Origin of the sequence: Methylobacillus sp. (genome assembly GCF_036844465.1) — a bacterium.
Classification (GTDB): domain Bacteria; phylum Pseudomonadota; class Gammaproteobacteria; order Burkholderiales; family Methylophilaceae; genus Methylobacillus.
On record NZ_DAIUFW010000001.1, the window covers coordinates 157,008 to 177,943 of the forward strand.

General features: G+C 56.4%; 22 protein-coding genes, 1 pseudogene and 2 riboswitches. Of the genes and pseudogenes, 13 read left to right on the top strand and 10 right to left on the bottom strand.

The annotated features are described in order from the left end of the window. Positions 1-16 precede the first annotated feature (16 nt). On the top strand, positions 17-577 hold the full coding sequence (locus V7Z75_RS00800; protein ID WP_334106427.1) for a hypothetical protein: 561 nt from the start codon (positions 17-19) through the stop codon (positions 575-577). Continuing rightward, positions 529-1,155, top strand: a complete 627-nt coding sequence (locus tag V7Z75_RS00805; RefSeq protein WP_334106429.1) for an FUSC family protein — start codon at positions 529-531, stop codon at positions 1,153-1,155. Before V7Z75_RS00800 ends, V7Z75_RS00805 begins: the two co-directional genes overlap by 49 nt. A 94-nt stretch (positions 1,156-1,249) precedes the next feature. Here the strand turns inward: V7Z75_RS00805 and V7Z75_RS00810 are convergent, their stop codons facing one another. Further along, the gene (locus tag V7Z75_RS00810) at positions 1,250-1,426 is read right to left on the bottom strand and encodes a hypothetical protein (RefSeq protein ID WP_334106431.1); all 177 of its coding nucleotides are present in this window, start codon (positions 1,424-1,426) and stop codon (positions 1,250-1,252) included. Positions 1,427-1,658: 232 nt separating this feature from the next. On the opposite strand from V7Z75_RS00810, the gene V7Z75_RS00815 reads away from it, so the two are divergent. Next, positions 1,659-1,979: a BON domain-containing protein gene (locus tag V7Z75_RS00815; RefSeq protein WP_334106433.1), complete on the top strand. Its 321-nt coding sequence runs from the start codon at positions 1,659-1,661 to the stop codon at positions 1,977-1,979. A gap of 281 nt (positions 1,980-2,260) precedes the next feature. Here the strand turns inward: V7Z75_RS00815 and V7Z75_RS00820 are convergent, their stop codons facing one another. Continuing rightward, positions 2,261-3,259 (bottom strand): LLM class flavin-dependent oxidoreductase, encoded by a 999-nt coding sequence (locus tag V7Z75_RS00820; protein WP_334106435.1) that lies wholly within the window; start codon positions 3,257-3,259, stop codon positions 2,261-2,263. Positions 3,260-3,499: 240 nt separating this feature from the next. Between V7Z75_RS00820 and V7Z75_RS00825 the strand changes: the two genes are divergently transcribed. The 6 genes from V7Z75_RS00825 to V7Z75_RS00850 all read left to right on the top strand — a co-directional run bounded on the left by V7Z75_RS00825 (position 3,500) and on the right by V7Z75_RS00850 (position 7,488). Then, entirely contained in the window at positions 3,500-5,056 is a 1,557-nt protein-coding gene (locus tag V7Z75_RS00825) for a protein adenylyltransferase SelO (protein WP_334106437.1), read from the top strand. A gap of 205 nt (positions 5,057-5,261) precedes the next feature. Then, positions 5,262-5,726: a hypothetical protein gene (locus V7Z75_RS00830; RefSeq protein ID WP_334106439.1), complete on the top strand. Its 465-nt coding sequence runs from the start codon at positions 5,262-5,264 to the stop codon at positions 5,724-5,726. After that, positions 5,723-5,875 (top strand): hypothetical protein, encoded by a 153-nt coding sequence (locus V7Z75_RS00835; protein WP_334106441.1) that lies wholly within the window; start codon positions 5,723-5,725, stop codon positions 5,873-5,875. Before V7Z75_RS00830 ends, V7Z75_RS00835 begins: the two co-directional genes overlap by 4 nt. A gap of 4 nt (positions 5,876-5,879) precedes the next feature. Further along, a complete protein-coding gene (locus tag V7Z75_RS00840; protein WP_334106443.1) occupies positions 5,880-6,209 on the top strand; it encodes a hypothetical protein in 330 nt (109 codons plus the stop codon). A gap of 84 nt (positions 6,210-6,293) precedes the next feature. After that, a complete protein-coding gene (locus V7Z75_RS00845; RefSeq protein ID WP_334106445.1) occupies positions 6,294-7,073 on the top strand; it encodes a nuclease-related domain-containing protein in 780 nt (259 codons plus the stop codon). Positions 7,074-7,248: 175 nt separating this feature from the next. Continuing rightward, a complete protein-coding gene (locus tag V7Z75_RS00850; protein WP_334106448.1) occupies positions 7,249-7,488 on the top strand; it encodes a type II toxin-antitoxin system Phd/YefM family antitoxin in 240 nt (79 codons plus the stop codon). Between the two features lie 119 nt (positions 7,489-7,607). On the opposite strand, the gene V7Z75_RS00855 is transcribed toward V7Z75_RS00850, so the two are convergent. Both V7Z75_RS00855 and V7Z75_RS00860 read right to left on the bottom strand, forming a co-directional pair. Then, entirely contained in the window at positions 7,608-9,086 is a 1,479-nt protein-coding gene (locus V7Z75_RS00855) for a mechanosensitive ion channel (RefSeq protein WP_334106450.1), read from the bottom strand. Between the two features lie 96 nt (positions 9,087-9,182). After that, positions 9,183-10,634: a sodium:solute symporter family transporter gene (locus V7Z75_RS00860; protein ID WP_334106451.1), complete on the bottom strand. Its 1,452-nt coding sequence runs from the start codon at positions 10,632-10,634 to the stop codon at positions 9,183-9,185. 49 nt (positions 10,635-10,683) lie between these two features. Beyond that, positions 10,684-10,787, bottom strand: a riboswitch (TPP riboswitch). A 106-nt stretch (positions 10,788-10,893) separates the two neighbouring features. Then, a riboswitch (TPP riboswitch) is annotated at positions 10,894-10,999 on the top strand. Between the two features lie 28 nt (positions 11,000-11,027). On the opposite strand from V7Z75_RS00860, the gene V7Z75_RS00865 reads away from it, so the two are divergent. The 3 genes from V7Z75_RS00865 (at position 11,028) to V7Z75_RS00875 (ending at position 14,632) form a co-directional block, all read left to right on the top strand. Then, on the top strand, positions 11,028-11,828 hold the full coding sequence (locus tag V7Z75_RS00865; RefSeq protein WP_334106453.1) for a 3-oxoacyl-ACP reductase: 801 nt from the start codon (positions 11,028-11,030) through the stop codon (positions 11,826-11,828). 184 nt (positions 11,829-12,012) lie between these two features. Then, the gene (locus tag V7Z75_RS00870; protein ID WP_334106877.1) at positions 12,013-13,299 is read left to right on the top strand and encodes an LLM class flavin-dependent oxidoreductase; all 1,287 of its coding nucleotides are present in this window, start codon (positions 12,013-12,015) and stop codon (positions 13,297-13,299) included. A 70-nt stretch (positions 13,300-13,369) separates the two neighbouring features. Continuing rightward, positions 13,370-14,632, top strand: a complete 1,263-nt coding sequence (locus V7Z75_RS00875; RefSeq protein ID WP_334106455.1) for an MgtC/SapB family protein — start codon at positions 13,370-13,372, stop codon at positions 14,630-14,632. A 21-nt stretch (positions 14,633-14,653) separates the two neighbouring features. On the opposite strand, the gene ogt is transcribed toward V7Z75_RS00875, so the two are convergent. The 5 genes from ogt to ada form a co-directional block, all read right to left on the bottom strand. Next, the gene (gene ogt, locus V7Z75_RS00880; RefSeq protein ID WP_334106456.1) at positions 14,654-15,187 is read right to left on the bottom strand and encodes a methylated-DNA--[protein]-cysteine S-methyltransferase; all 534 of its coding nucleotides are present in this window, start codon (positions 15,185-15,187) and stop codon (positions 14,654-14,656) included. A 65-nt stretch (positions 15,188-15,252) separates the two neighbouring features. Next, the gene (gene ahr / locus V7Z75_RS00885) at positions 15,253-16,269 is read right to left on the bottom strand and encodes an NADPH-dependent aldehyde reductase Ahr (RefSeq protein WP_334106457.1); all 1,017 of its coding nucleotides are present in this window, start codon (positions 16,267-16,269) and stop codon (positions 15,253-15,255) included. A gap of 80 nt (positions 16,270-16,349) precedes the next feature. Further along, positions 16,350-17,261, bottom strand: a complete 912-nt coding sequence (locus V7Z75_RS00890; protein ID WP_334106458.1) for a DNA-3-methyladenine glycosylase 2 — start codon at positions 17,259-17,261, stop codon at positions 16,350-16,352. Between the two features lie 6 nt (positions 17,262-17,267). Beyond that, positions 17,268-18,002, bottom strand: a complete 735-nt coding sequence (locus tag V7Z75_RS00895) for a 2OG-Fe(II) oxygenase (protein WP_334106459.1) — start codon at positions 18,000-18,002, stop codon at positions 17,268-17,270. Next, positions 17,995-19,104: a bifunctional DNA-binding transcriptional regulator/O6-methylguanine-DNA methyltransferase Ada gene (gene ada, locus V7Z75_RS00900; protein WP_334106461.1), complete on the bottom strand. Its 1,110-nt coding sequence runs from the start codon at positions 19,102-19,104 to the stop codon at positions 17,995-17,997. Before ada ends, V7Z75_RS00895 begins: the two co-directional genes overlap by 8 nt. Before the next feature lie 189 nt (positions 19,105-19,293). Here ada and V7Z75_RS00905 point away from each other — a divergent pair, with 189 nt between their 5' ends. Continuing rightward, positions 19,294-19,878 carry a LexA family protein gene (locus tag V7Z75_RS00905; protein WP_334106463.1) on the top strand — a complete coding sequence of 195 codons (585 nt, stop codon included), beginning with the start codon at positions 19,294-19,296 and terminating at the stop codon, positions 19,876-19,878. Positions 19,879-20,024: 146 nt separating this feature from the next. Here the strand turns inward: V7Z75_RS00905 and V7Z75_RS00910 are convergent. Beyond that, a pseudogene (locus V7Z75_RS00910) lies at positions 20,025-20,261 on the bottom strand (IS5/IS1182 family transposase); the annotation flags it as partial. Positions 20,262-20,936: the final 675 nt, after the last annotated feature.

Below are 20,936 nucleotides of genomic sequence, written 5' to 3' on the forward strand. Positions count from 1 at the left end.
AGAAAGATGAAACAACATGGCTGATAAACCAAAGGCGGCGGGACAGGATCATGCTGATGTGCCTGCAAGCCGGTTCGATACAGTACGCCGTCTCCTGAATCCACACCGCTTTGGAGAAAGCCTGGAGCTTGACGCGCAGCCATCACTACGCAATGCGACACTGGCGGGGTTGCAGGCCGCCATTACGGTTGCTGTCTGTGTACCCATTTTCGCCCTTTCACAGTGGTCGCATCTTGTAGGATTTGCTTCACTGGGGGCATTGGTGGCGCTTTTTGGACGCTTTGCTCCTCAGTACCGACGCTCTGGCATCGTGCTGAAGTGCGTATTCTGGCAGACCTGTGCTGTTTTTTGCATGTCGGCAACAGCATGGCTGGGCTGGTCGCAGATAGCCCAACTGACGTTATTGGCTTTTGCCTGCGGTTTTTATTTGATGGTTTGTTTCAATGGCAAGTTCGGCGCTCCTGGTCCATTGATCTTCAGCTTTGCAGTCGGAGCTTCCATCACAACACGCTTAGCCTGGAACAAGTCATGGAGCGCACGCTGGCGACTGTCGCTACAGCCTTGTTTGCCTGGTTGATCTGTGTTGCCAGCGAAAAACTGCGCCACTATCCCACAGCGGAGCGCCCCTTTCCCAGCGTTCCGGAGCAACCGATGAGCTATCTGCTTTTCATGTCGGCGCGGGTTGCGTTTGCGGCGCTCATTGTTGTCTTCATCAGCCATGCCTGTGGCTTGCACTATCCTGCCTGGGCAGCGATGGGGGCAGTGGCTGTCATGCAGGGTAGTTATCTGCATATCAATATGCAGCGTGCTTTACAGCGCACGGCCGGCACGATAGTGGGCGCCATGCTGGCATGGCTGCTACTTGCTCAGCAACCTTCGATCTGGCCACTCATCATTGTGCTGGTGCTGCTGCAATTCCTTGTCGAAATCGTGATTGGGATTAACTATGCGCTGGGACAAGTGCTGGTCACGCCAATGGCGTTGTTGATGACACATCTCGCCGCGCCTGCTTCAGCCGGGGCGGCCATGGTGCCTGAACGGGTGATTGATACTCTACTGGGCGCGATTGTCGGCATGGCAATTTCTGTCGTGCTCTCGAATATAGAGGACAGGCGAATGCTGGAACGCCATCATCGTTCGCGCATGCGCCGTTAGTTTTGCCATGTTTTGTGCCGTTCTGTCGCGGTCACTGTTGATGGCAGGAAATGAAAGCCTTACAGGGGAGCAAGGTTACCCGATGGTTACGGATTCAGGCTGTGGGCGTGCGGTTGATGGCAATATGCGGTAGCCGCATGATCTTGTCGATAGCAAGCCGCGCCAATGCCCAGGCACGTTCTTCCCGCATTTGTTTCTTTTCACTCTCTGTATGGGGAAGAAATTGCCCACCGAAGGTCAGAGAGTGGCGAATGGTAGTGCGTTCATTCATATAAGCTTTGACAACATCCCGCACACGTTCTTCACGACTTTTATATAACGACCGCATCCCGAATCTTTCTGCATCTGTTTCACAACAAGCATGTTACATGGCGTTTGTGACACTGTGCCAAGACATTATGTCGAAAAGTCGAAAATTCCTACACAATCTTCGGAAGAATGATGATTACACCATGCCCAGCGTGTATTTAGCATGATGCAGTTGATGAGTGGAGGATAGATAGATGAAGTTCTGCAGGCATGCCGTATTACTGCTGGTGGTTTTTCTGCCCCTGCATGTGCACGCTGAAAATGAGATAGCCGATGGATATTGTGATAATGCAATTTGTGCAAAAGTCAGGTCAGCATTGGAACGCGACCCCATGCTGAAGCTGTTTGATATCCGGGTCCAATCCGATGACTTGGGCGCAGTACATTTGAGCGGCACAGCGAAATCCCAGGCGCAAGTGAGCCACGCTGTCACTGTGGCGCGAAGCGTGAGCGGGGTAATGTCGGTGCAGAATGATATCGTCATCGATAGTGCAGATGGCATAAAAAAGAAGTAACAGTGTGCTGTGTATTCGAAGTTAGAATATACGGGTTAGTGCCGTGAATAAGGCAGTAAGCCTGCATGCAGGCCGATGAGCCGTCATTGACCCAGTGTGACTCTGCCGATATAGATTGGGCGCACTAACCCGGATAATGACAGGCTAGGCCTATGGATGGCCTGGCCTGTTTTTATGTCAGCAAACATTGAACGACAGGGGAGCTGCAGCGTAAGCCTGCTAATTTTTCTTGGCCTGTTGCTGTCCTTTGTCGAGATTCAGCAAGATAGAAGGCAAATGGTTCATTCAGCAGATAATTGCTTGTAAATATCCGCAATAATGCGGTATGACTGCAAGCGTACCTGATGGTCGAACACATGTCCGGTCACCATCAACTCATCCGGTTTTATATCATTCAGCATCATTCTCAAGCCTGATTCGACAGTAGCAGGAGAGCCTACCAGCGAGCAGGACAGCATGCGTTCCACACCTGCCTGGGTGGAAGCGTCCAGATAGTCATCAATATTGTCGACTGGTGGGGGTAGCTCTGCCGCTTTGCCGCGATGCACGTTGGCGAAGGCGAGTTGCTGTGAGGTGAACCAGTAGCGTGCTTCGGCATTGGTCTCCGCAGCCAGGATATTCACCGTGAGCATGAAATAAGGCTTGTCCAATTGCGTCGAAGGGACGAAGTTGCGCCGGTAGGTATCCAGCGCCTGCAGCAAGAAGGTTGGGGCGAAATGCGCAGCAAAGGCGAAAGGTAGGCCGTTGGTGGCGGCATATTGCGCGCCGTAGAGGCTGGAACCCAATATCCAGACCGGGATATCCAGCCCGGCGCCCGGCACTGCGCGAAGCGCTTGCCCTGGTTGGGCCGGGGCGAAATATTGCCGTAACTCAGCCACCAGTTCAGGGAAATCATCGGCATAGATGTTGAGATTGCGGCGCAGGGCGCGTGCGGCAATGCTGTCGCTGCCCGGCGCGCGGCCCAGCCCGAGGTCGATGCGCCCGGGATAGAGCGATTCCAGCGTGCCGAACTGTTCCGCAATCGCCAGCGGTGCATGGTTGGGCAGCATGATGCCGCCTGCGCCGACGCGTATTGTGCGCGTATGGTCGGCAATATGGCCGATGACCACAGAAGTCGCCGCGCTGGCGATACCCGGCATGTTGTGGTGTTCCGCGAGCCAGAAGCGCCGGTAGCCCAGCTCGTCTGCAAGCTGGGCCAGGCTGACGGAGTTGCGGAATGCCTGCGCCGCGGTGCCGCCCTGGACGATGGGGCAGAGGTCGAGAATGGAAAAAGGAATCATCTGTTCAGCTTCATATTATGGATAAGGATGGCTCATTGAATTATGCACGCGACTCAACAATTTCTGTGGGTAACTTTGTGGGCAGCATGGGCATGAGTAGGGTAACTGGCTGTTGTATCAAGGGTAAATGGGATGTGCCTATTTTTTGAGCAAACACACAAAGCTTAATTTATATGCACAGAGAACATACAATGCCCGAAACTGTCACTTTATTAACCTCTTTCAACCCATTCATTATCTATGCTGACTTTCGACAACCGCTTCCTGCAGGAATTACCCGGCGACCCGGAAACCGCCAACCAGCTCCGCCAGGTTTACCATGCCTGTTGGTCAAGCGTGCAACCTACGCCAGTTTCCGCGCCCAAATTGCTGGCCTATTCACGCGAAATGGCGAGAGAGTTGGGCTTGAGCGAAGTGGATATCCAATCGCCAGAATGGGTGAATGCATTGAGCGGTAATGTCCTCATTCCTGGCATGCAGCCTTACGCCATGTGCTACGGCGGCCACCAGTTCGGCAACTGGGCAGGACAATTGGGCGATGGGCGCGCCATCAGCCTGGGCGAAGTGGTCAACCGCCAGGGGCGGCGCTGGGAGTTACAGCTCAAGGGCGCGGGCGTCACGCCGTATTCGCGCATGGCCGATGGCCGCGCCGTGCTGCGTTCCTCGGTGCGCGAATTCCTGTGCAGCGAGGCCATGCACCACTTGGGCATTCCCACCACGCGCGCGCTGAGCCTGGTGCAGACCGGCGATACCGTCATCCGCGACATGTTCTATAACGGCAACCCGCAAGCGGAAAAAGGCGCGATTGTCTGCCGCGTCTCGCCTTCCTTCATCCGTTTCGGCAATTTCGAGATTTATGCCATGCGCGGCGACAAGCAGACCCTGCAAACCCTGGTCGATTTCACCATGCGCCGCGATTTCCCCGAACTCGCGAATTACCCTGAACAAGAGCGCTTTGCCGAATGGTTCGCCATCATCTGCGCCCGCACCGCACGCCTGATCGCGCAATGGATGCGCGTCGGCTTCGTGCATGGCGTAATGAACACCGACAACATGTCCATCCTCGGCCTCACCATTGATTACGGCCCTTACGGCTGGGTAGATAACTTCGACCCCGGCTGGACGCCCAACACCACCGATGCGGCAGGGCGGCGCTACTGTTTTGGCCGTCAGCCCGACATCGCGCGCTGGAACCTGGAACGTCTGGCGCAGGCACTATATTTCCTGAACCCTGAACGCGAAATCTACGACGAGGGCCTCATGCTTTACGACCAGACCTACAACAAGGAATGGGGCGCCGTGCTGGCCGCCAAGTTCGGGTTTGCTGGCTGGCGCGATGACCATGAACCGCTCATCAATGAAGCGTTTGACCTCATGTACCACGCCGAGATGGACATGACCGTCTTCTTCCGCCAACTCGCCCGCGTCGATATCGCGCAACCTGACGTGGAAATATTGCAGCCAGCCTGCTACAGCCCGGCACTATGGGAAACCTTCAAACCGCGCTTCGAGCAATGGCTGAAGCAATACGCCGCAGCCATACTTGCAGATGGACGCGATCCGCTGGAACGCATCAATGGAATGAACCAGGCCAACCCGCGTTACGTCCTGCGCAATTATCTGGCACAACAAGCCATCGACCTGGCCGACCAGGGCGATACCAGCATGATAGAAGAACTGCTCGAAGTGCTGCGGCGGCCTTATGACGAACAGCCGGGCAAGGAGCGCTTTGCCGAGTTAAGGCCTGACTGGGCTAAGCATAAGGCGGGGTGTTCGATGTTGTCGTGTAGTTCGTGATGGAGGGGTAATATTCGAAAAGTAGTATCGAAAAATTAGGAGTAAAACATCCAGGCTGGCATCAGCCCAATTTTAGGCAGTCTAAATCATCATATAGAGTTTAATGGTATTGTAATTACTGGGAAATTCATTGATTTGGCCTGCCTGAATTACATACAATTCGGATTTCTAAATATAGTTAGGCATCACAAGAGCGGAGAAAATTATGGAAATTCTAGTCTTTGTAGCCGCTGTCCTTGTCGTTGGCTTTGTTGTACTAGCGGGACAAAGGAAAGAATTTGACGATCCTAAGCCAATGTCAAACCAACATTTGCTATCGGCAATTGCCGGTCAAGCGGATTGGTTGGAAAAAATGAGTCGAACGCCCATAGAGACCCAAAATTCTTCATCAACCCTTAAGCTGGCCAAAATGCGTAGAGGTTATATCGCGCGACTATGCTTGGAAGTAGTATCAAGAGGTGACGGCTCTGGAGGTCCAGGCACCCAGGAACTGAAATATCCCGGAGCCACTGCCGCTATGAATGTTTTCTCAGAAACATACGAGTACGCCAAAAGGCTGGAAGCAGAAGGAAATAGCAAAGAAGTAGCCGCGACAAAGGCAGTTAAGGAAAAGCTATTTATTTCTAATGGTGTATTTTACTCAACCCAATGGGAGGTTAGCCAAAAATGATTCGCTGGCTCATTGTTTCAGCCATGTATGCTGCCGTGTTTTTGATGTCGTCAAAGTTCGATGCAATGCAAGCCATCATTGGTGGCTTGATGTGTGGTGCCGCCTCCATTGGCGCATCAAAACTTTTTGGAATAGGAAAGCAGGAATAGCTCCGTGCTGAATTTCTTTCTAAAAAAATTCCGAATATTTTTCCGTACAAATCATCCAGAGGATTTTTCTTGTTATCTTCCGCCTAGACCAGAATCACCCAAGGAAAAACTAATTCTTGAATGTCAGCGCAGAGGTGTGCCGATATTTAAAGACGACTCATCCGAGACCAGTGCAGGAGTATATGCTCATCTTCGAGCAGTTGCTTCTGAGGCAGAGTTACAAAGCCGCCTCATCTCCTCTCTGTCGCTTGAAAAGGCTAAGTGGGCAAATAGAATAGCTTGGCTCGCGTTAGTAGTAGGTTTTTTGGGTCTTATTGTTGCATGCGTGAAATAGTACTCAACTCTGCGCTCAAGCCGACTCGCCTTCGGCGGGCGGCTTATCTGGGCTGTTAGGTAACTTCAGCAAGTACATACACCCATGCTTAAATCACTATTTGTTCAACTGTGGTGGATATTTCCTCTACTCATTGTCGGCGCTGTCCTTAAAACACCATGGTTTAAGGGAGTCTTTGGTGAATGGTTGGTCAGCTTGTCTGCAAAGTTCTTCCTTGACCCAAAGGAGTACCGCCCAATTCACAATGTCACGCTTAAAACGCCCGATGGAACGACGCAAATCGATCATATCTTCGTGTCACGATTCGGTTTGTTTGTCGTTGAAACAAAGAACTATAGCGGCTGGATTTTTGGTGATGAAAATCAGCCCATGTGGACACAGAAGATTTTCAAGAAAACCAACAAATTTCAAAATCCGCTTCGTCAAAACTATAAGCACGTCAAAGCATTTGAAGCCCTATTAAATCTTCCGCCGGAGAAAATTCACTCTGTCGTTGTCTTTGTCGGGGGGAGCGAGTTCAAGACGAAGATGCCGGCAAACGTTACTTACGCGGGTGGATATATTTCTTACATCAAGTCAAAGACCGAAGTTTTTCTATCGCTTTCCGAAGTTGAGGCAGTGGTCACTGCAATTAGCACCGGCAGAATGGTACCGTCGCTCGCCACAAGTCGTGAACATGTACGGAATGTTCAACGTCACTTAAATCCAGATGCGCCAAGATCATGTCCAAAATGCGGGGAAAAAATGGTTCTGCGCACAACAAAAAGTGGAGACCTCATGGGTAGCAAGTTCTGGGGATGCTCCGCTTTTCCAAAATGCCGCACGATCCAAAAAGTTATCTCTCAAGAAGCACCAAGTAACTGATTGATTTTTCTGGTTGTCTTATGCGATATTGTCGCCCGGAACAAGCTGCATGCCCATGGATTTTGCCTTATAGATGAGGTTGTGCAAGATGCACTGGCGGTAGCGCGTCTTGTTGTTTCATCAAGCAGTAACCTTTCGTTCAAGCCATCCCTACTCTAGTCTTTGGAGCATCCCCATGACCACACATACTGCCAGAGAAGCTCGCGCCAATCTGTATCGACTCATGGAACAGACAGCGCAATCACATTGCCCAGTCCTTATCACTGGAAAACGTAGCAATGCGGTACTTGTTGCGGAGGAGGATTGGATTGCCATCCAGGAAACGCTCTGTTTACTCTCTGTTCCTGGTATGCGTGAGTCGATTAAGGCCGGTGTGACTGAGATTGTTGACTCCTGTGCGACAGAGCTTGATTAGTGATTGGGAGCGTTGTTTTCACCAAGCTATTGTAGAGGGTAGTAGGAAGTACCGAAAAAAAGCCGCTCAGCTTTGCTGAACGGCTTTTGTCTAACTGAGCGTTACTTCAGATAGGTTTTTTACTTATCGTCCTGGCGGAATTTCGAAAGCCAGTGTTCCATTAGTTTGCCGGCCGCTTCGCGTCCGCCGAGGCCGAAGGATAGCGCCACGGCTACTGCGATAGCGCCTAGTGTCAGGCCGAATGCCAGGTTGACGATGTCGTCGGCGATGCCCATGGCGCGCAGGCCCATGGCGACTACTAGGCCAAGGATGGCGAAGCGGGCGATGCGTGCCAGGCCGCGGCTGTTGGGGCCTGCGGCGCGACTGATGGCTTCATGCGCCATGCCGGCCAGCCAGAAGCCGATCACCAGGATCACGGAGCCGAGCAGCACGTCGCCGCCGAAACGGATGAAGGTGGCGATGATGTCGCTGACTTGCAGGAAGCCGAGCTGGTTGGCGGCTTCCACCGTGGCGAACAGCATGGCGAAGAACAGCGCGACCTTGCCGACGAAACCGGAAGCCGATTTGCCTTCAAAAGCATGGCCGAGCCCGACGCGAGCCGGCAGGGTATCGAAGCCGAGCGTTTGCAGCAGGCTGGCCAGCAGGCGCGAAGCAAACGAGCCCACCAGCCAGGTGACCGCGAGGATCAAGCCGGCAGCGATGATGTGCGGCACGGCTGCCAGGAACATGGACAGCATGTCGGTGGCCGGGCGGGAAATCGCCTCGATGCGCAGGGCGTCGAGCGCGGCGATCAGCGACGGCAAGAACACCGCGATGAATACCAGCAAGCCTCCCACGTGCGACAGGCGCAGCGTTTCCGTTATACCGGCGCGCTGGCCGAGATTGTCGGCGCCGGCGGTGCGCAACAGGTTGCTGACCAGGTTGCGCAGCACCGTGGCGACGATCCAGCCGACGCCGCCGATCACCAGCGCAGCGACGGCATTGGGCAGGATGTCGAGCGCCCTTGCCACCATGTCGCGCAGCGGGTCTAGCAGGCCTTGCAGTTGCAGCGCTCCCAGCACGGCTGGCACGAACAGCAATATCACCAACCAGAACAGCGCCTGGGCCAGGCCGTCGCTGATGGGCGCCATGCCAGCATGCTCGGCCAGCCTTTCATCCAGCGCGGTCTTCGCCAGCACGCGCGTGATGAGCGCGCGCACCAGGCTGGCCAGCAACCAGGCGACCAGCGCCAGTATCAGGGCCGCGAGAATGCGCGGCGCATAGGCGAACATTTCGGTGAGCAGCGCAGCGAACGGGCCGGATACCATGGCCAAGTCGAGAGAATTGAGCACCGCGACGAAGGTGAACAACAGCACGATCCAGAACAGGCTGACGGCCACACCTTTTTCGATATCCACCGGCTTCCCGGTCTGCCCGGTCAATTGCGCAAAGCGGCGGTTGGTGCCTGCCATACCCAGGCCGCGCCGCACGCCGGCGCGCACCAGCACTGCGAACAGCCAGCCCAGCACGAGGATGGCCAGCGCGCCGAGCAGTTGAAGCATGTTGTCGCCGAGGCCGGTTTGTACCGCGCCCCACATACTGTTCCATTCCGTATTCATGCGATCCTCCCGTGTTGTTTAGATGACAATATCCGGTGTCTTACGGTCTAGATGATGGCCGCGTCGGGAAAGACTTGTCAACAAGGCCGTGCCATCTCAAAGCTGCTCGCTATCCAGTTTGCGGATGCCGCTGTTCAGCGTGGTGAGGTCGAAATGCTGTTGGCGGCGTTTAAGAAGGCGCATGAGGACAATCACGGCGACCGGGACCAGGGCGGCGAGCAGGAAGGATTCCAGCAAATGCGCCACCGGCTGGTTGGGCATGGGGAACATGGATAGGCCGGCGGCGAGCCCTGCAGTGGTGCCTATGACGGCTTCGCGGCCGGTGTGGGAGCGGCTGAACAGGCCGAAGAACACCGGGAATGCCGCGGCGGCGCATAGCAGGTCGGCGAGCAGGAACAGGTAGAGCACGCTGTAGCCTTGCGCGGCGACGATCAAGACGGGAACCGCAACCAGCAGCACCAGCCAGCGCGACAGGCGCATCAGGCTGGCGGCGCTGCTCCTCGGCATCACCCGGCCGATATCCACCGCCACGATGCTCGAGATGGCGCTGATGGCCGTGTCCGCGCTGCACATCACCAGCGAGATGCCTAGCGGAATCAGGGCGACGGCCAGCCAGAGCGGGATATTGGGCATGACCACGCTGAACAAGGCCACCGAGCTGTCGCCATCCGGTGTCATCGCCATGAAGGCCAGGCCGAACAGGCCCATGATGAAGATGAAGGGCACGACCAGCAGGCCGCCGAGCAGGAAGCCGTTGCGCATGGTGGGAATGTCCTTGGCGGAGTAGATGCGCTGCCAGTTGCCTTGGTGGAAGATGCCGGTGAGCAGGATGGCGACGAAGAAGGTCAGCCCGGCCTTGATGCCGCCGATATCCTCAAGGTTGATCAGCTGCGGCGCGGTTTGCTGCAGCTTTTCCGCGACCGGGGCAATGCCGCCGGTGGCCTGCCAGCCGATGAAGACCAGCGCCGCCAGCAACGGGATGATGATGACGATCTGCACCTTGTCGGTGAAGATGGAGGCGCGCAGGCCGCCGTAGGTGGTGTAGAGCAGGGTGAAGCCGAGCACGATGGCGGCGGTGGCCCAGAGCGGCACGGGCGCCAGCAATGTCACCATCTTGGCGATAGCGGTGATCTCGGCGCTCATGGCGATGAACAGGTAGAACAGCATGATGGTCAGTGCGAGCAGGTACATGGGCTTGCCGTAGCGCGCAACCAGGAATTCGGTGAGGGAGTGGCCGTTGGGCATCAGCTCGCGCATGCGCTTGCCAAGCGGGATCATGGCGATGCGCGGCGACATGGCGCCGATGGCGTAGCCGATCACGGCGGTCAGGCCGCCCCAGGTCGCCGCTTGCGCGGGCGAGAACAATATCCACGCGCCCAGCGACGAAGCCAGCAGGGTCATGATGCTGGCCAGCGTGCCCTGGCTGTTGCGCGCGACGATGTATTCTTCAAGGTTGCCGCGGAACCTGCGCGAATAGGCCATGCCGGCAATGGCAAAAACGGCGGCGAAAAAGACTAGCCAGGCGAGGGCGGCTTGTGTACTGAGCATTGCGTGGTGACTCCTGTAATCGACGAACGACAAGGAGTACGCACAATGATGGATGCGCTATTTCCTTCCCTTCGCCAGCATGATCTGGATCAAGTATTAAGGGTCATGGCAATTGCCATTTCTCAGCCGCAAGCGGCTCCCCTAGGATTGAAACGGCCCAATAAGGTTTTGCCGTTTCGGTGCCAGATTATAACGATTTTCATGGTGATTTTCACATGATGCCGGATGTAAATTCTTTATATTCCATGCTATGGTTCTGTCTTTCGGCACGGGGTGCCTTGTTGCAGTATCTGCTTTAGGGCTGAGAACACACCCGTATACCTGATCCAGATCATACTGGCGGAGGAATGCCTGTCGCAGCTTGCCTGCCTTGTAATTCCTTGCCATGGACCATTGCAAAGGAATCACATGGGCAATCCATCTTCACCGCTATTCCCGATTCAAGAACAACTCGTGCTCGTCACCGGCGCCGGCCGCGGGCTGGGCCGGCATATCGCCCGCGCTTTCCTCGACCAGGGGGCGGGCGTGGTCGTCAACTATCTTCACAGCGCGGAAGCCGCCGAGGCCTTGGCCAATGAAGCGCCGGGACAGGCTTTGGCGATCCAGGCGGACGTGAGCGATGCTGCTGCCGTGCGGGCGATGACAGAGCAGGCGCAAGCGCATTTCGGCAAGCCGATCACGGTTGTGGTCAATAATGCCCTGCCTGATTTCAAGTTCAACGGCGATGCGCGGGCGCATGCGCATGACCTTGGCTGGGAAGGGTTGCAGCAGCAATTCGAAGGCGTGGTGCGCGGCGCGCTCAATACCGTCCAGGCCTGTTTGCCCGGCATGCGCGCGCAGGGCGGCGGACGGGTAGTCAACATCGGCACCAACCTGTTCCAGAACCCGGTAGTGCCTTATCACGATTACACGGCGGCCAAGGCGGCGCTGCTTTCCCTGACGCGCACCTTGTCGCAGGACCTCGGGCCGGACGGCATTACCGTCAACATGGTATCGGGCGGCCTGCTGCGCACCACTGACGCCTCGGCCGCCACGCCGGATGCCGTGTTCGACCTGATTGCGGCGAGCACGCCGTTGCGCCGCGTCACCACGCCGGAAGAGTTCGCCGACGCGGTGCTTTTCTTCGCCTCGCCCTGGTCGCGCGCTGTGACGGGGCAGAACCTGGTGGTTGATGGCGGCCTGGTCAAGAACTAGCGCGGCTGACAAGACTTTCCTGGCGTTGTTACTCCGCCTTGCCGTACTAGTTGTACTCTCTGCGACGGGGCGCCTAGCGGATCGCTAAGCCAAGCTTTGTCAGCCACTCTTGATCGCACATGCTATCCGCTAATTCAGCGCCTGCCATTCCTGAATTCACTAAAGAGGCTCTTGTTCTGCCATGATGCACATCAACCTGTTCCTGTTCGGCTGCGGCCACCACAACGCGGCCTGGCGTCACCCGGATTCCCCGGTCGAGCGGCTGGGAGATATCCGCTATTACGAGGAAATGGCGCAGCTTGCCGAGCGTGGCAAGCTGGATGCGGTGTTCTTTGCCGACGGCCATGCCACCAACAACATCACCGACGGGCCGCGCTGGTTTCTGGAGCCGGTGACCACTTTGACGGCCATCAGCCGGGCGACTAGTCACATCGGCCTGGTGAGCACGATTTCCAGCACCTTCTTCACGCCGTTCCATGCCGCGCGGCTGATGGCTTCGCTCGACCATATTTCCGGCGGACGCGCGGCATGGAACGTGGTGACGTCCATGTTCGATGTGGAAGCGCGCAATCACGGCTACGAGGCCATGCCCGGCCACGCCGAGCGCTACGCGAGGGCGGACGAATTCATTCAGGCCGTGCTGCAATTGTGGGATAGCTGGGACGATGGCGCCTTGCTCAACGACCGCGCGGGGGATTACGTCGATGAAAGCCGGGTGCGGCAGATCAACCATCGCGGCAGGCATTTCATGGTGGATGGCCCCTTGACCGTGCCGCGTCCGCCGCAGGGCAACCCGGTGCTGTTCCAGGCGGGCGCTTCCGGCTTCGGCCGCGACCTGGCGGCGAAATACGCCGAGGCGATTTATGCCGTGGCCTACGACCTGCCTTCGGCCCAGGAATACTACAGCGACGTCAAGGCCAGGGTGAAGGCTGCGGGCCGCACGGTGGACGTGCCCATCCTGCCCGGACTGGTGACCTATGTCGGCTCGACGGAAGCGGAGGCGCGCGCCAAGCAGCGCGAGCTGGATGAACTGCTGCCTGCGGAAACCTCGTTGCGGCAATTGCAGTTGTTCATCGACCAGGACTGCATGGATTGGGAGCTGGATGCTCCGGTGCCGCCGTTGCCGCCACTGGAAGCTTTCACTGGCCCCAAGGGGCGCTATGCCACGGTGCTGCGCATCATCGAGACCGAGCGGCCCACGGTGCGCCAGTTGCTGGGCAGGTTGGCGGCGGGCGGCGGCCACTGCACCATGGTCGGCACGCCGGAACAGGTGGCGAACCAGATGGAGCACTGGTTCCGCAATGGCGGCGCGGACGGTTTCAATCTGATGCCGCCGTCGCAGCCGGACAGCGTGCGGGATTTTGTCGAACATGTGGTGCCGGTGCTGCAAAAGCGCGGCTTATTCCGTAAAGACTACGAGCACGCCACTCTGCGCGGCCACCTGGGGCTGGAGCGTCCCGCAAGAAAATAGCCCGTTGCCGCGTTTTTAGGCGTTGGACCATCATGTATGATGACGATTGCGCCATTTGAGAAAACATTCCATGTCCGAGCTGCTTTCCGTAGACATCATGCTCAACCTGCTCATCGCTTTGGGAGCAGGGCTGTTGATCGGGGCGGAGCGCGGCTGGCAGGAGCGCGACGAAAAGGAATCCTGCCAGAGCGCGGGAATCCGTACCTTCGCGCTAACCGGCCTATTGGGAGGCTTGACCACCTTGCTCAGCCAGTCTATGGGCATGGCGGTCTGGGTCACGGTGCTGCTGGCATTAATGCTGGTCGCCAGCCTTGCCTACGTGAGCGATTTGCGCCGTACCGGCGACCAGGGCATTACCAGCGAGCTGGCGTTGCTCATCACCTTCCTGCTCGGCAGCCTTGCATTGTCGGGTTACGCCATGCTTGCCAGCGCCGGGGCCGTGGTGGTTGCCTTGCTGCTCAGCCTCAAGAATGTCCTGCATTCCCTCCTCAAGCGCTTGAGCGAAGCCGAACTGTCCGGCGCGCTGAAGCTATTGTTCATATCCGTGGTCATGCTGCCGGTACTGCCCAACGAGACCTACGATCCCTGGCAGGTGTTCAATCCCTACACCACCTGGTGGATGGTGGTGCTGATCGCCGCCCTTAGCTTTATTGCCTATATCGCCGTGCGCCTCACAGGCACGCGCTACGGCTTGATGCTCACTGCTATCCTCGGCAGCCTGGTTTCCTCCACGGCCATGACATTGACCTTGTCGCGGTTGTCTTCCAAAAACCTATACAAATTGCTCGCTGCGGGATTGCTGGCGACGTCAGGCTTGATGTTCCCGCGCGTGCTGCTGGAAGTCGCAGTTGTGAACGCCTCCTTGCTGCTGCCGATCGCCTGGCCGCTGGGCATCATGTTCCTGGTCTATATGGCAGGGGCGGCTGTTTTCTGGCGGCGCGCTGTCAAGGAAGAGCCCGCAAACGCTGAAACTCCGCTGCGCAACCCGTTCGAGCTGGGTCCTGCGCTGCGGTTCGCCTTGCTGCTGACACTGATCCTGTTTCTGGTGGAGGCGGGCAGGCGCTATTGGGGAGATGCCGGTGTCTACCTGGTCTCCCTCCTGGCCGGGATCGCCGATGTGGATGCCATTACCTTGTCCCTGTCGCGCAGCGCGCAGCATGAGCTTGGTAGCCATGTCGCGGTGCAGGGCATCGTGCTGGCGGTCATCAGCAACAGTGTGCTCAAGGCCGCTTTGGTGGGTTTCATTGGCGGACGGGAGCTTGCATTGCGTACTTATCCGGTGGTCGCGATTGCCTTGTGCTCGGGCATGCTGGTGATGTGGCTAAGTGGGTGAGGCTGCGGCTCCAGCACTGATTTATATCAAGCTGCCAGTCATCATCCCGCTTTCATGCGCCAGCAGCCATTGCTTGCGCGGCAGCCCGCCGCCATAGCCGGTCAGGGATTGATTGGCGCCGATGACGCGATGGCAGGGAATGACGATGGAAATGGGGTTCGCGCCGTTGGCCATGCCCACGGCGCGAACCGCGGCAGGCTTGCCGATGCGTTGCGCCAGCGTGCCGTAACTGATGGTCTGGCCGTGCGGAATCTCCCGCAGCGCCTGCCATACCGCGCGCTGGAAATCCGTACCGCCCGTGGCATACGGAATCTGGTCGATGATGGCGATATTGCCGTCGAAATATTCCAACATGGCGCGCGTGGCCGCAGAAGTCTGGTTGGTTTCATGCAGGCTGATACTGTTGCCGTGATACTGACGCCTGAAGAATGTATGCATATCCTCTTCATGATCCTGCCAATCCAACGCGCGCAAGCGCTGTTGCTGATCGGTCACGATCAACATCTGGCCCAGCGGCGTGGCAACCCGTTCCAATAGAAAATCAAAATGTGTCATGCAAGACTCCAAGCAAAGTGAGCGCCGCCGTGAATTCCCGGCGGTGTGCCATGAGCATACTGCAATCAGGAAAAATCAGCATCCAGCACTACTCTGTATCGCGCATTGCCATCAGCCAGATGGCGCATGGCAGCATTCACTTGGCTCATGGGAAAATGCTCGACTTGCGGATAAATACGGTGGCGTGCAGCGAAACGCAGCATATCGGCAGTGGCGGATGGGCTGCCGTTGAGCGAGCCCGCTACCCTCTTTTGCCCGAAAATAAGGTCAATAGCCGAGATTTCCATAGGGTCGAGGATTGCACCGACAATCGCCATGCGGCCATTGGGCTTCAGGGTTTTCAGCAGTGCGGACCAATCCAGCAAATTATTGACGGTAATCAGCAGCAAATCCAGCGTATTGGCAGCTTTGACTATCTCTTCAGAATGACGGCTGTTGACGACATGGTGCGCGCCAAAGCCGCGGGCTTCGTCATATTTGGCGGGATTGGAGGTAAATGCCGTGACCTCACAGCCCCATGCCATGGCAAATTGCAGTCCAAGATGCCCGAGTCCGCCTATTCCGACAATACCTACGCTATCGGTTGGTTTGACGCCAAAGGTCAGCAGAGGTGTGAACACCGTTGCGCCCGCGCAAAGCAAGGGGCCAGCGGCGGTCATATCCAGGCTATCAGGCAATGGCACTGCCCAGGCCCAGTGTGCTCGCACCCGCTCCGCGAAACCGCCGTGGTGATTGACGATGGTGGGTTGTATGCTGCCGCAGAGGTTATGTTCTCCCGTTATGCAGGAGTGGCAGTGCATGCAACTACCGGCATTCCAGCCTATGCCTACCCGTTGCCCGAGTTGCAGACCCTTGACTTGCGGTCCCATGGCAACGATATGGCCGACTATCTCATGACCGGGAATCAGGGGGTAACGGGATAAGCCCCAGTCATTATTCAACATGGAAAGGTCAGAGTGGCACAGGCCGCAATGGGCCACCTTGATCTCGACCTCTTCCGCACCCAATGCAGAGGGAGAATATTGATAGGGCTGGAGTTCGGCATGAGGGGCAAGTGCTGCCCAGCTTCTGATCGGTTCCATGAGATTTCCTTTATTCGAATGGAGGAGGAAACACTATAAAGCTTGGCGAAAGGAAAAAAACTCCGATTCTTGCTATTGTGTCATGGTGCTTGCCATTGCCATAAATGCGCCGCGAGCAGCGCGCGCCACGGGCTGAATGGCTGTAACCAGCTTTCGGCGGATTTTTCGGTCAGCTCATACGCCTGGAGACGAGGGTCGGACTGCATCAAGGTGCGGATGGCGCGCCTGACGGCGGCATCGCCGTGCAAGGAGCCATCCAGCCAGCCATATCCGCGCAGCAGGGTGTAGTTGACGGTCCATGGGCCTATGCCCTTGATGTTTCTCAGCGCGGCGGAGATATCGGGGAAAAGTTCGGCAGGCGCGTGCAGCCAGTCGTCCAGCGGCAAACGCTGTTCCAGCACGGCATGGCTGATGGAAAGCAGGGCGGTCGCCTTGCCCTGCGATATGCCGGCCAGCCTGAACGTGTCGCTATCCATGCCGGATAGATGATAGGCGTCAGGATAGCAATACAAGCCGGATGAATGGCGGATGCCAGCCTGCCGGATCAATTTCCTGCGCAGGGAAAGGGCGGCGGCCAGGCTGATCTGCTGCCCGGTAATCGCCCAGCTCAACGCTTCAAACGGCGAGGCGCATACCGGCACCCGCAAGCCGCTTTGCTGCCGGATCATCGTGCCCACCACAGGGTGCGTGCCGTGCGCGGCTTCAAACTGCTCAATATTCTGCGTCAGGCCCAGCATGCGGCGGGCCAGCGCAGTCAGCGCGGGCGCATCCTCCGGGCATGGCTGCGTGTCATCTATCTGCAGATCAATCCTCGCAAGCCCGGTTTGCAGGCTGATGGACAGCAACGCGGGCTTGCCATGCCAGAGCATGCCTTTTTGCAGGATGTTGCCCAATATGCGCTCGGAAACGCTCTGGCTGTCGCGCCCATGAAACGACAGCATGTCTGCGGGCCGGTAGTTCAGCGGCAGCGGAAGGGATTGAGCAATCAGCATGACGGCCTATTTTTCTGCATCATGCAGCATCACGCCCAGCGTATGTCTATGGCCGGACAATATCCTGCTGACGCCGTGGCGTAGATGCGTGCGGTAAATGCCGCGCGTGCCTGTGGCAGGTTTGTGGTGCACGGCAAAAATGACGGCGTCGCCCTGTTGCAATGGCACGACCTCGACCCTGGATTGCATGCGGGGCCTTTGCTCCGTCATGACAAATTCGCCACCAGTAAAATCCTTGCCAGGTGCGGACAGCAACACCGCCATTTGCAGCGGAAATACGTGCTCGCCATACAAATCCTGGTGCAGGCAGTTGTAATCACCCTTTATATATTGTAGTAGCAACGGCGTGGGCAATGTCTGACCGGCTTGGTGGCACTGGGCGATGAAATCTGCATGGCGTGGCGGAAACCGCGCCTCCAGCTTCATGAGCTGCTGCCAGCGGTTGGCAATGGAGGCCAGATGGGTGTAAAGCGTTTCCCTCAGCGCTTGCAGCGGCGTGGGCAAGGGATAGGCAAAATATTGGTATTCCCCTTGGCCAAATCCGTGGCGCTCCATCAATACACGTTTCCTGAACCGGCTTGTATTGTCATATAGCCGCGCCATCCACTGGCATTGCCTATGAGAAAACAGGCCGGGAATAATGGCATAGCCATGATGATTCAGGTGATCCTCCAACGTCGGCCAATCCTGCTGTTGCAGAATGCTGGCCGGGGATGGATGCGGCAGGGCGGTTTCACTCATTGCCATTTTCCGGCTGGTTTTTCCGTGTCTTGGCCTGCGCTTCCTTGTCGAGCAAGAGTCGCTTGCGTTCAACGCCCCAGCGGTAGCCCGAGAGTGCGCCATCGGTGCGCACGACACGATGGCAGGGAATTGCCACTGCCAGCATATTGGCCCCGCAGGCCTGGGCGACTGCACGGACAGCCTTGGGCATGCCGATTTTTTCCGCAATCTCGCTATAGCTTGCCGTGCTGCCATAGGGAATATTGCGCAACGCCTGCCACACCCGCTGCTGGAATGCCGTGCCGCGCACATCCAATGGCAAATCCAGCCCGAGCTGCGGCGCTTCGACAAAGCCTACCACTTGCGCCACTAGCTGTTCATAAGCGGCATCCGCGCCGATCAAGGTGGAGCGGGGAAACCTGTCCTGCAAATCCCGCAGCAGGAATTCCGGGGCGTCATCCATGAGAATGGCGCATACTCCTTTGGCGCTGCTGGCGACGAGGATGCTGCCCAGCGAACATTCCGCAATCGCAAACCTGATCTCGGTATCCTGGCCGCCTTTTTTATAATCCGAAGGCGTCATCCCCAGCACCTGTCCCGCCGTTTCGTAAAAGCGGCTGCTGGAGCTATAACCGGCGGCATAAATGGCATCTGTGACCTTGCTTTGTTGGCCGAGGTGTTCCTTCAACACGCGCTGGCGCTGGGCGGTGAGGTAGGCTTTTGGCGTCAGCCCGGTGGCGGCCTTGAACAGGCGGTGGAAATGGTGCTCGCTCATGCCGACATGTGCCGCGATCTGCGCCAGGGTGAGCGCTACGCTGGATTGCTCGATGAAGCGGCAGGCTTGCTCCACCAAGATGCGATGCCGCTCTGTCAAGCGCAGTTGGTCAGGCCTGCAACGTTTGCACGACCGGAAGCCCGCTGCCTCAGCCTCTTGCGCGGTATTGTAGAACACCACATTTTTAGGATGAGCGGGGCGGGCACCGCAGGAAGGGCGGCAATATACCCCGGTTGTCCTGACCGCATAATAAAATGTTCCGTCAGCGGTGGCATCACGCGCCAGCACTTTCTGCCAGCGAGGGTCGTTCAAGGTGGCGGCAGCGCGTTCAGCGGTTGTTTTATTCATGATGCTCACTCTAATCCTCTCGGGTCTTGCAGGCATCATAAGCCACACTTTCCATGCAAACACTCCAACTCTTGCTTTTGAATTCCGTCTTTTAAAATAACAGCTCCATTCGAGGCTGGTGAGGGATGCCAAAATATTGTGACAGCAAACGCTTGACGTTGTGTACATTCGTACAGTACATTTTTGCTTATGGGACAAGACAAAGACTTTGAATATCTGGGCAAGATCCAGGACTATTTCGCCGAGCACAAGACGTTGCCTACGTTCAGTCATGTGGCGCAGTTGCTTGGCTTCAAATCCAAGAATGCCGTGACGTCTTTCGTGGCGCGGCTCAAGCTGCAAGGCTTCCTGGACTATGCGCCGGACAAGCGACTCAAGCCCGGCAGGCGCTTCTTCGAGCGTATCATTGCCGAGAGCACGGTGCAGGCCGGGTTCGCCACGCCGAGCTATGGCGACAGCCTGGACACGATGGGAATCGACGATTACCTCATTGAAAAGCCCTCGCAAACTATCCTTATCACCGTGCGCGGCGACTCGATGAAAGATGCGGGTATTTTCGACGGCGATGTCGTCATCGTGGAAAAGCGCGCGTTTGCCAATGTCGGTGATATCGTTGTCGCTATTCTCAACAAGGAATTTACGCTCAAGACTCTGGGCAAGCAGGACGGGAGGTTTGTCCTGATTCCCGCTAACAAGGATTTTCCCATCATCCGGCCCGAAGGCGATTTTGAGATATTCGGCGTGGTGGTCGGCCAGTTTCGCAAATACGGTTAAGATCGCTAACAAGACTATTACCTACAGCAGAGCCTTTTGTTGAGTTTTGTTAGTTACTTTAAGCACGGATTCATATTGAAAAAATGCCATCGCCTGAAAAATAGGCAATGGCATTTCTGTTTACCGCTCTAGAGACTGTTGACGTTTCACATGGATAACCCTAGTAAAGCACAGGCCTGGGCAACCACGTTTTCGTAATTTTGTTTGAGCTTATCGAAACGTAATGCTACTGCCCGGAACTGTTTCAACCGGGCTAAGGCGTTCTCCACCAGGTGAAGACTCCGGTAAAGCCCCTAGTCCATATCCGTATTGCCTTTAACCGAGTTGCGTCTTCTTGGAATGACCGCTCTGGCACCTTGCTGCTTAATCTGATCGCGTATCCTTCAGTGAAGGCTACGGAAAACCGTACTGACCCTCGTGCTTGTATTGGCGGTCGGTCTGTATTTTGGCCAGCCTGCATTTTGTTGTGTACCACTACAAGTTGATAACGGGCGATGCGAAACGGGATTTACGCCTCTCTCAGATCAAATGGGAGTTTCAGAAAGCTGATTATCAAGTACGCATGGCTGAGCTGACGCAGGAGTGCGATAGACAGAAATACATGCTGGGGCAGCAAGCCAAAGCTCCGTAGAGGCACGAGCTAGTGGAGTTCATCAGCCAAGAAAAAACCCCGCAATCAATAGGATTTGCCGGGGTTTGTTAGATGGGGTGGAACACGGTGAAACAGGTGCTGGGGTCAATCTAACAGATCTTTGAAAGCCTTGTGCTGCAATGGTTTGTGAAATTAAGTTTTTCAAGTTACCCCAATTATTTCAATGCTAGTCTGTTTTTGCACACGTCCATTTCACTATGCTCCCTCATTTCAACTCTCTGAGTCCCGACCGCGGCGATTGCTTCCATCCCATCATTAATGATAAACGTTCGCATATTAGTCCGTTAAGACTATTGCCGTGCCTGAGGCGCTACGGCAAGCTTGCTGCCGATTAACAAAAATTAACAGTTGTAATTATTAAAGGGGAATGTTGTGAAGATTTTAAATACCGTATTGGTAATAACTG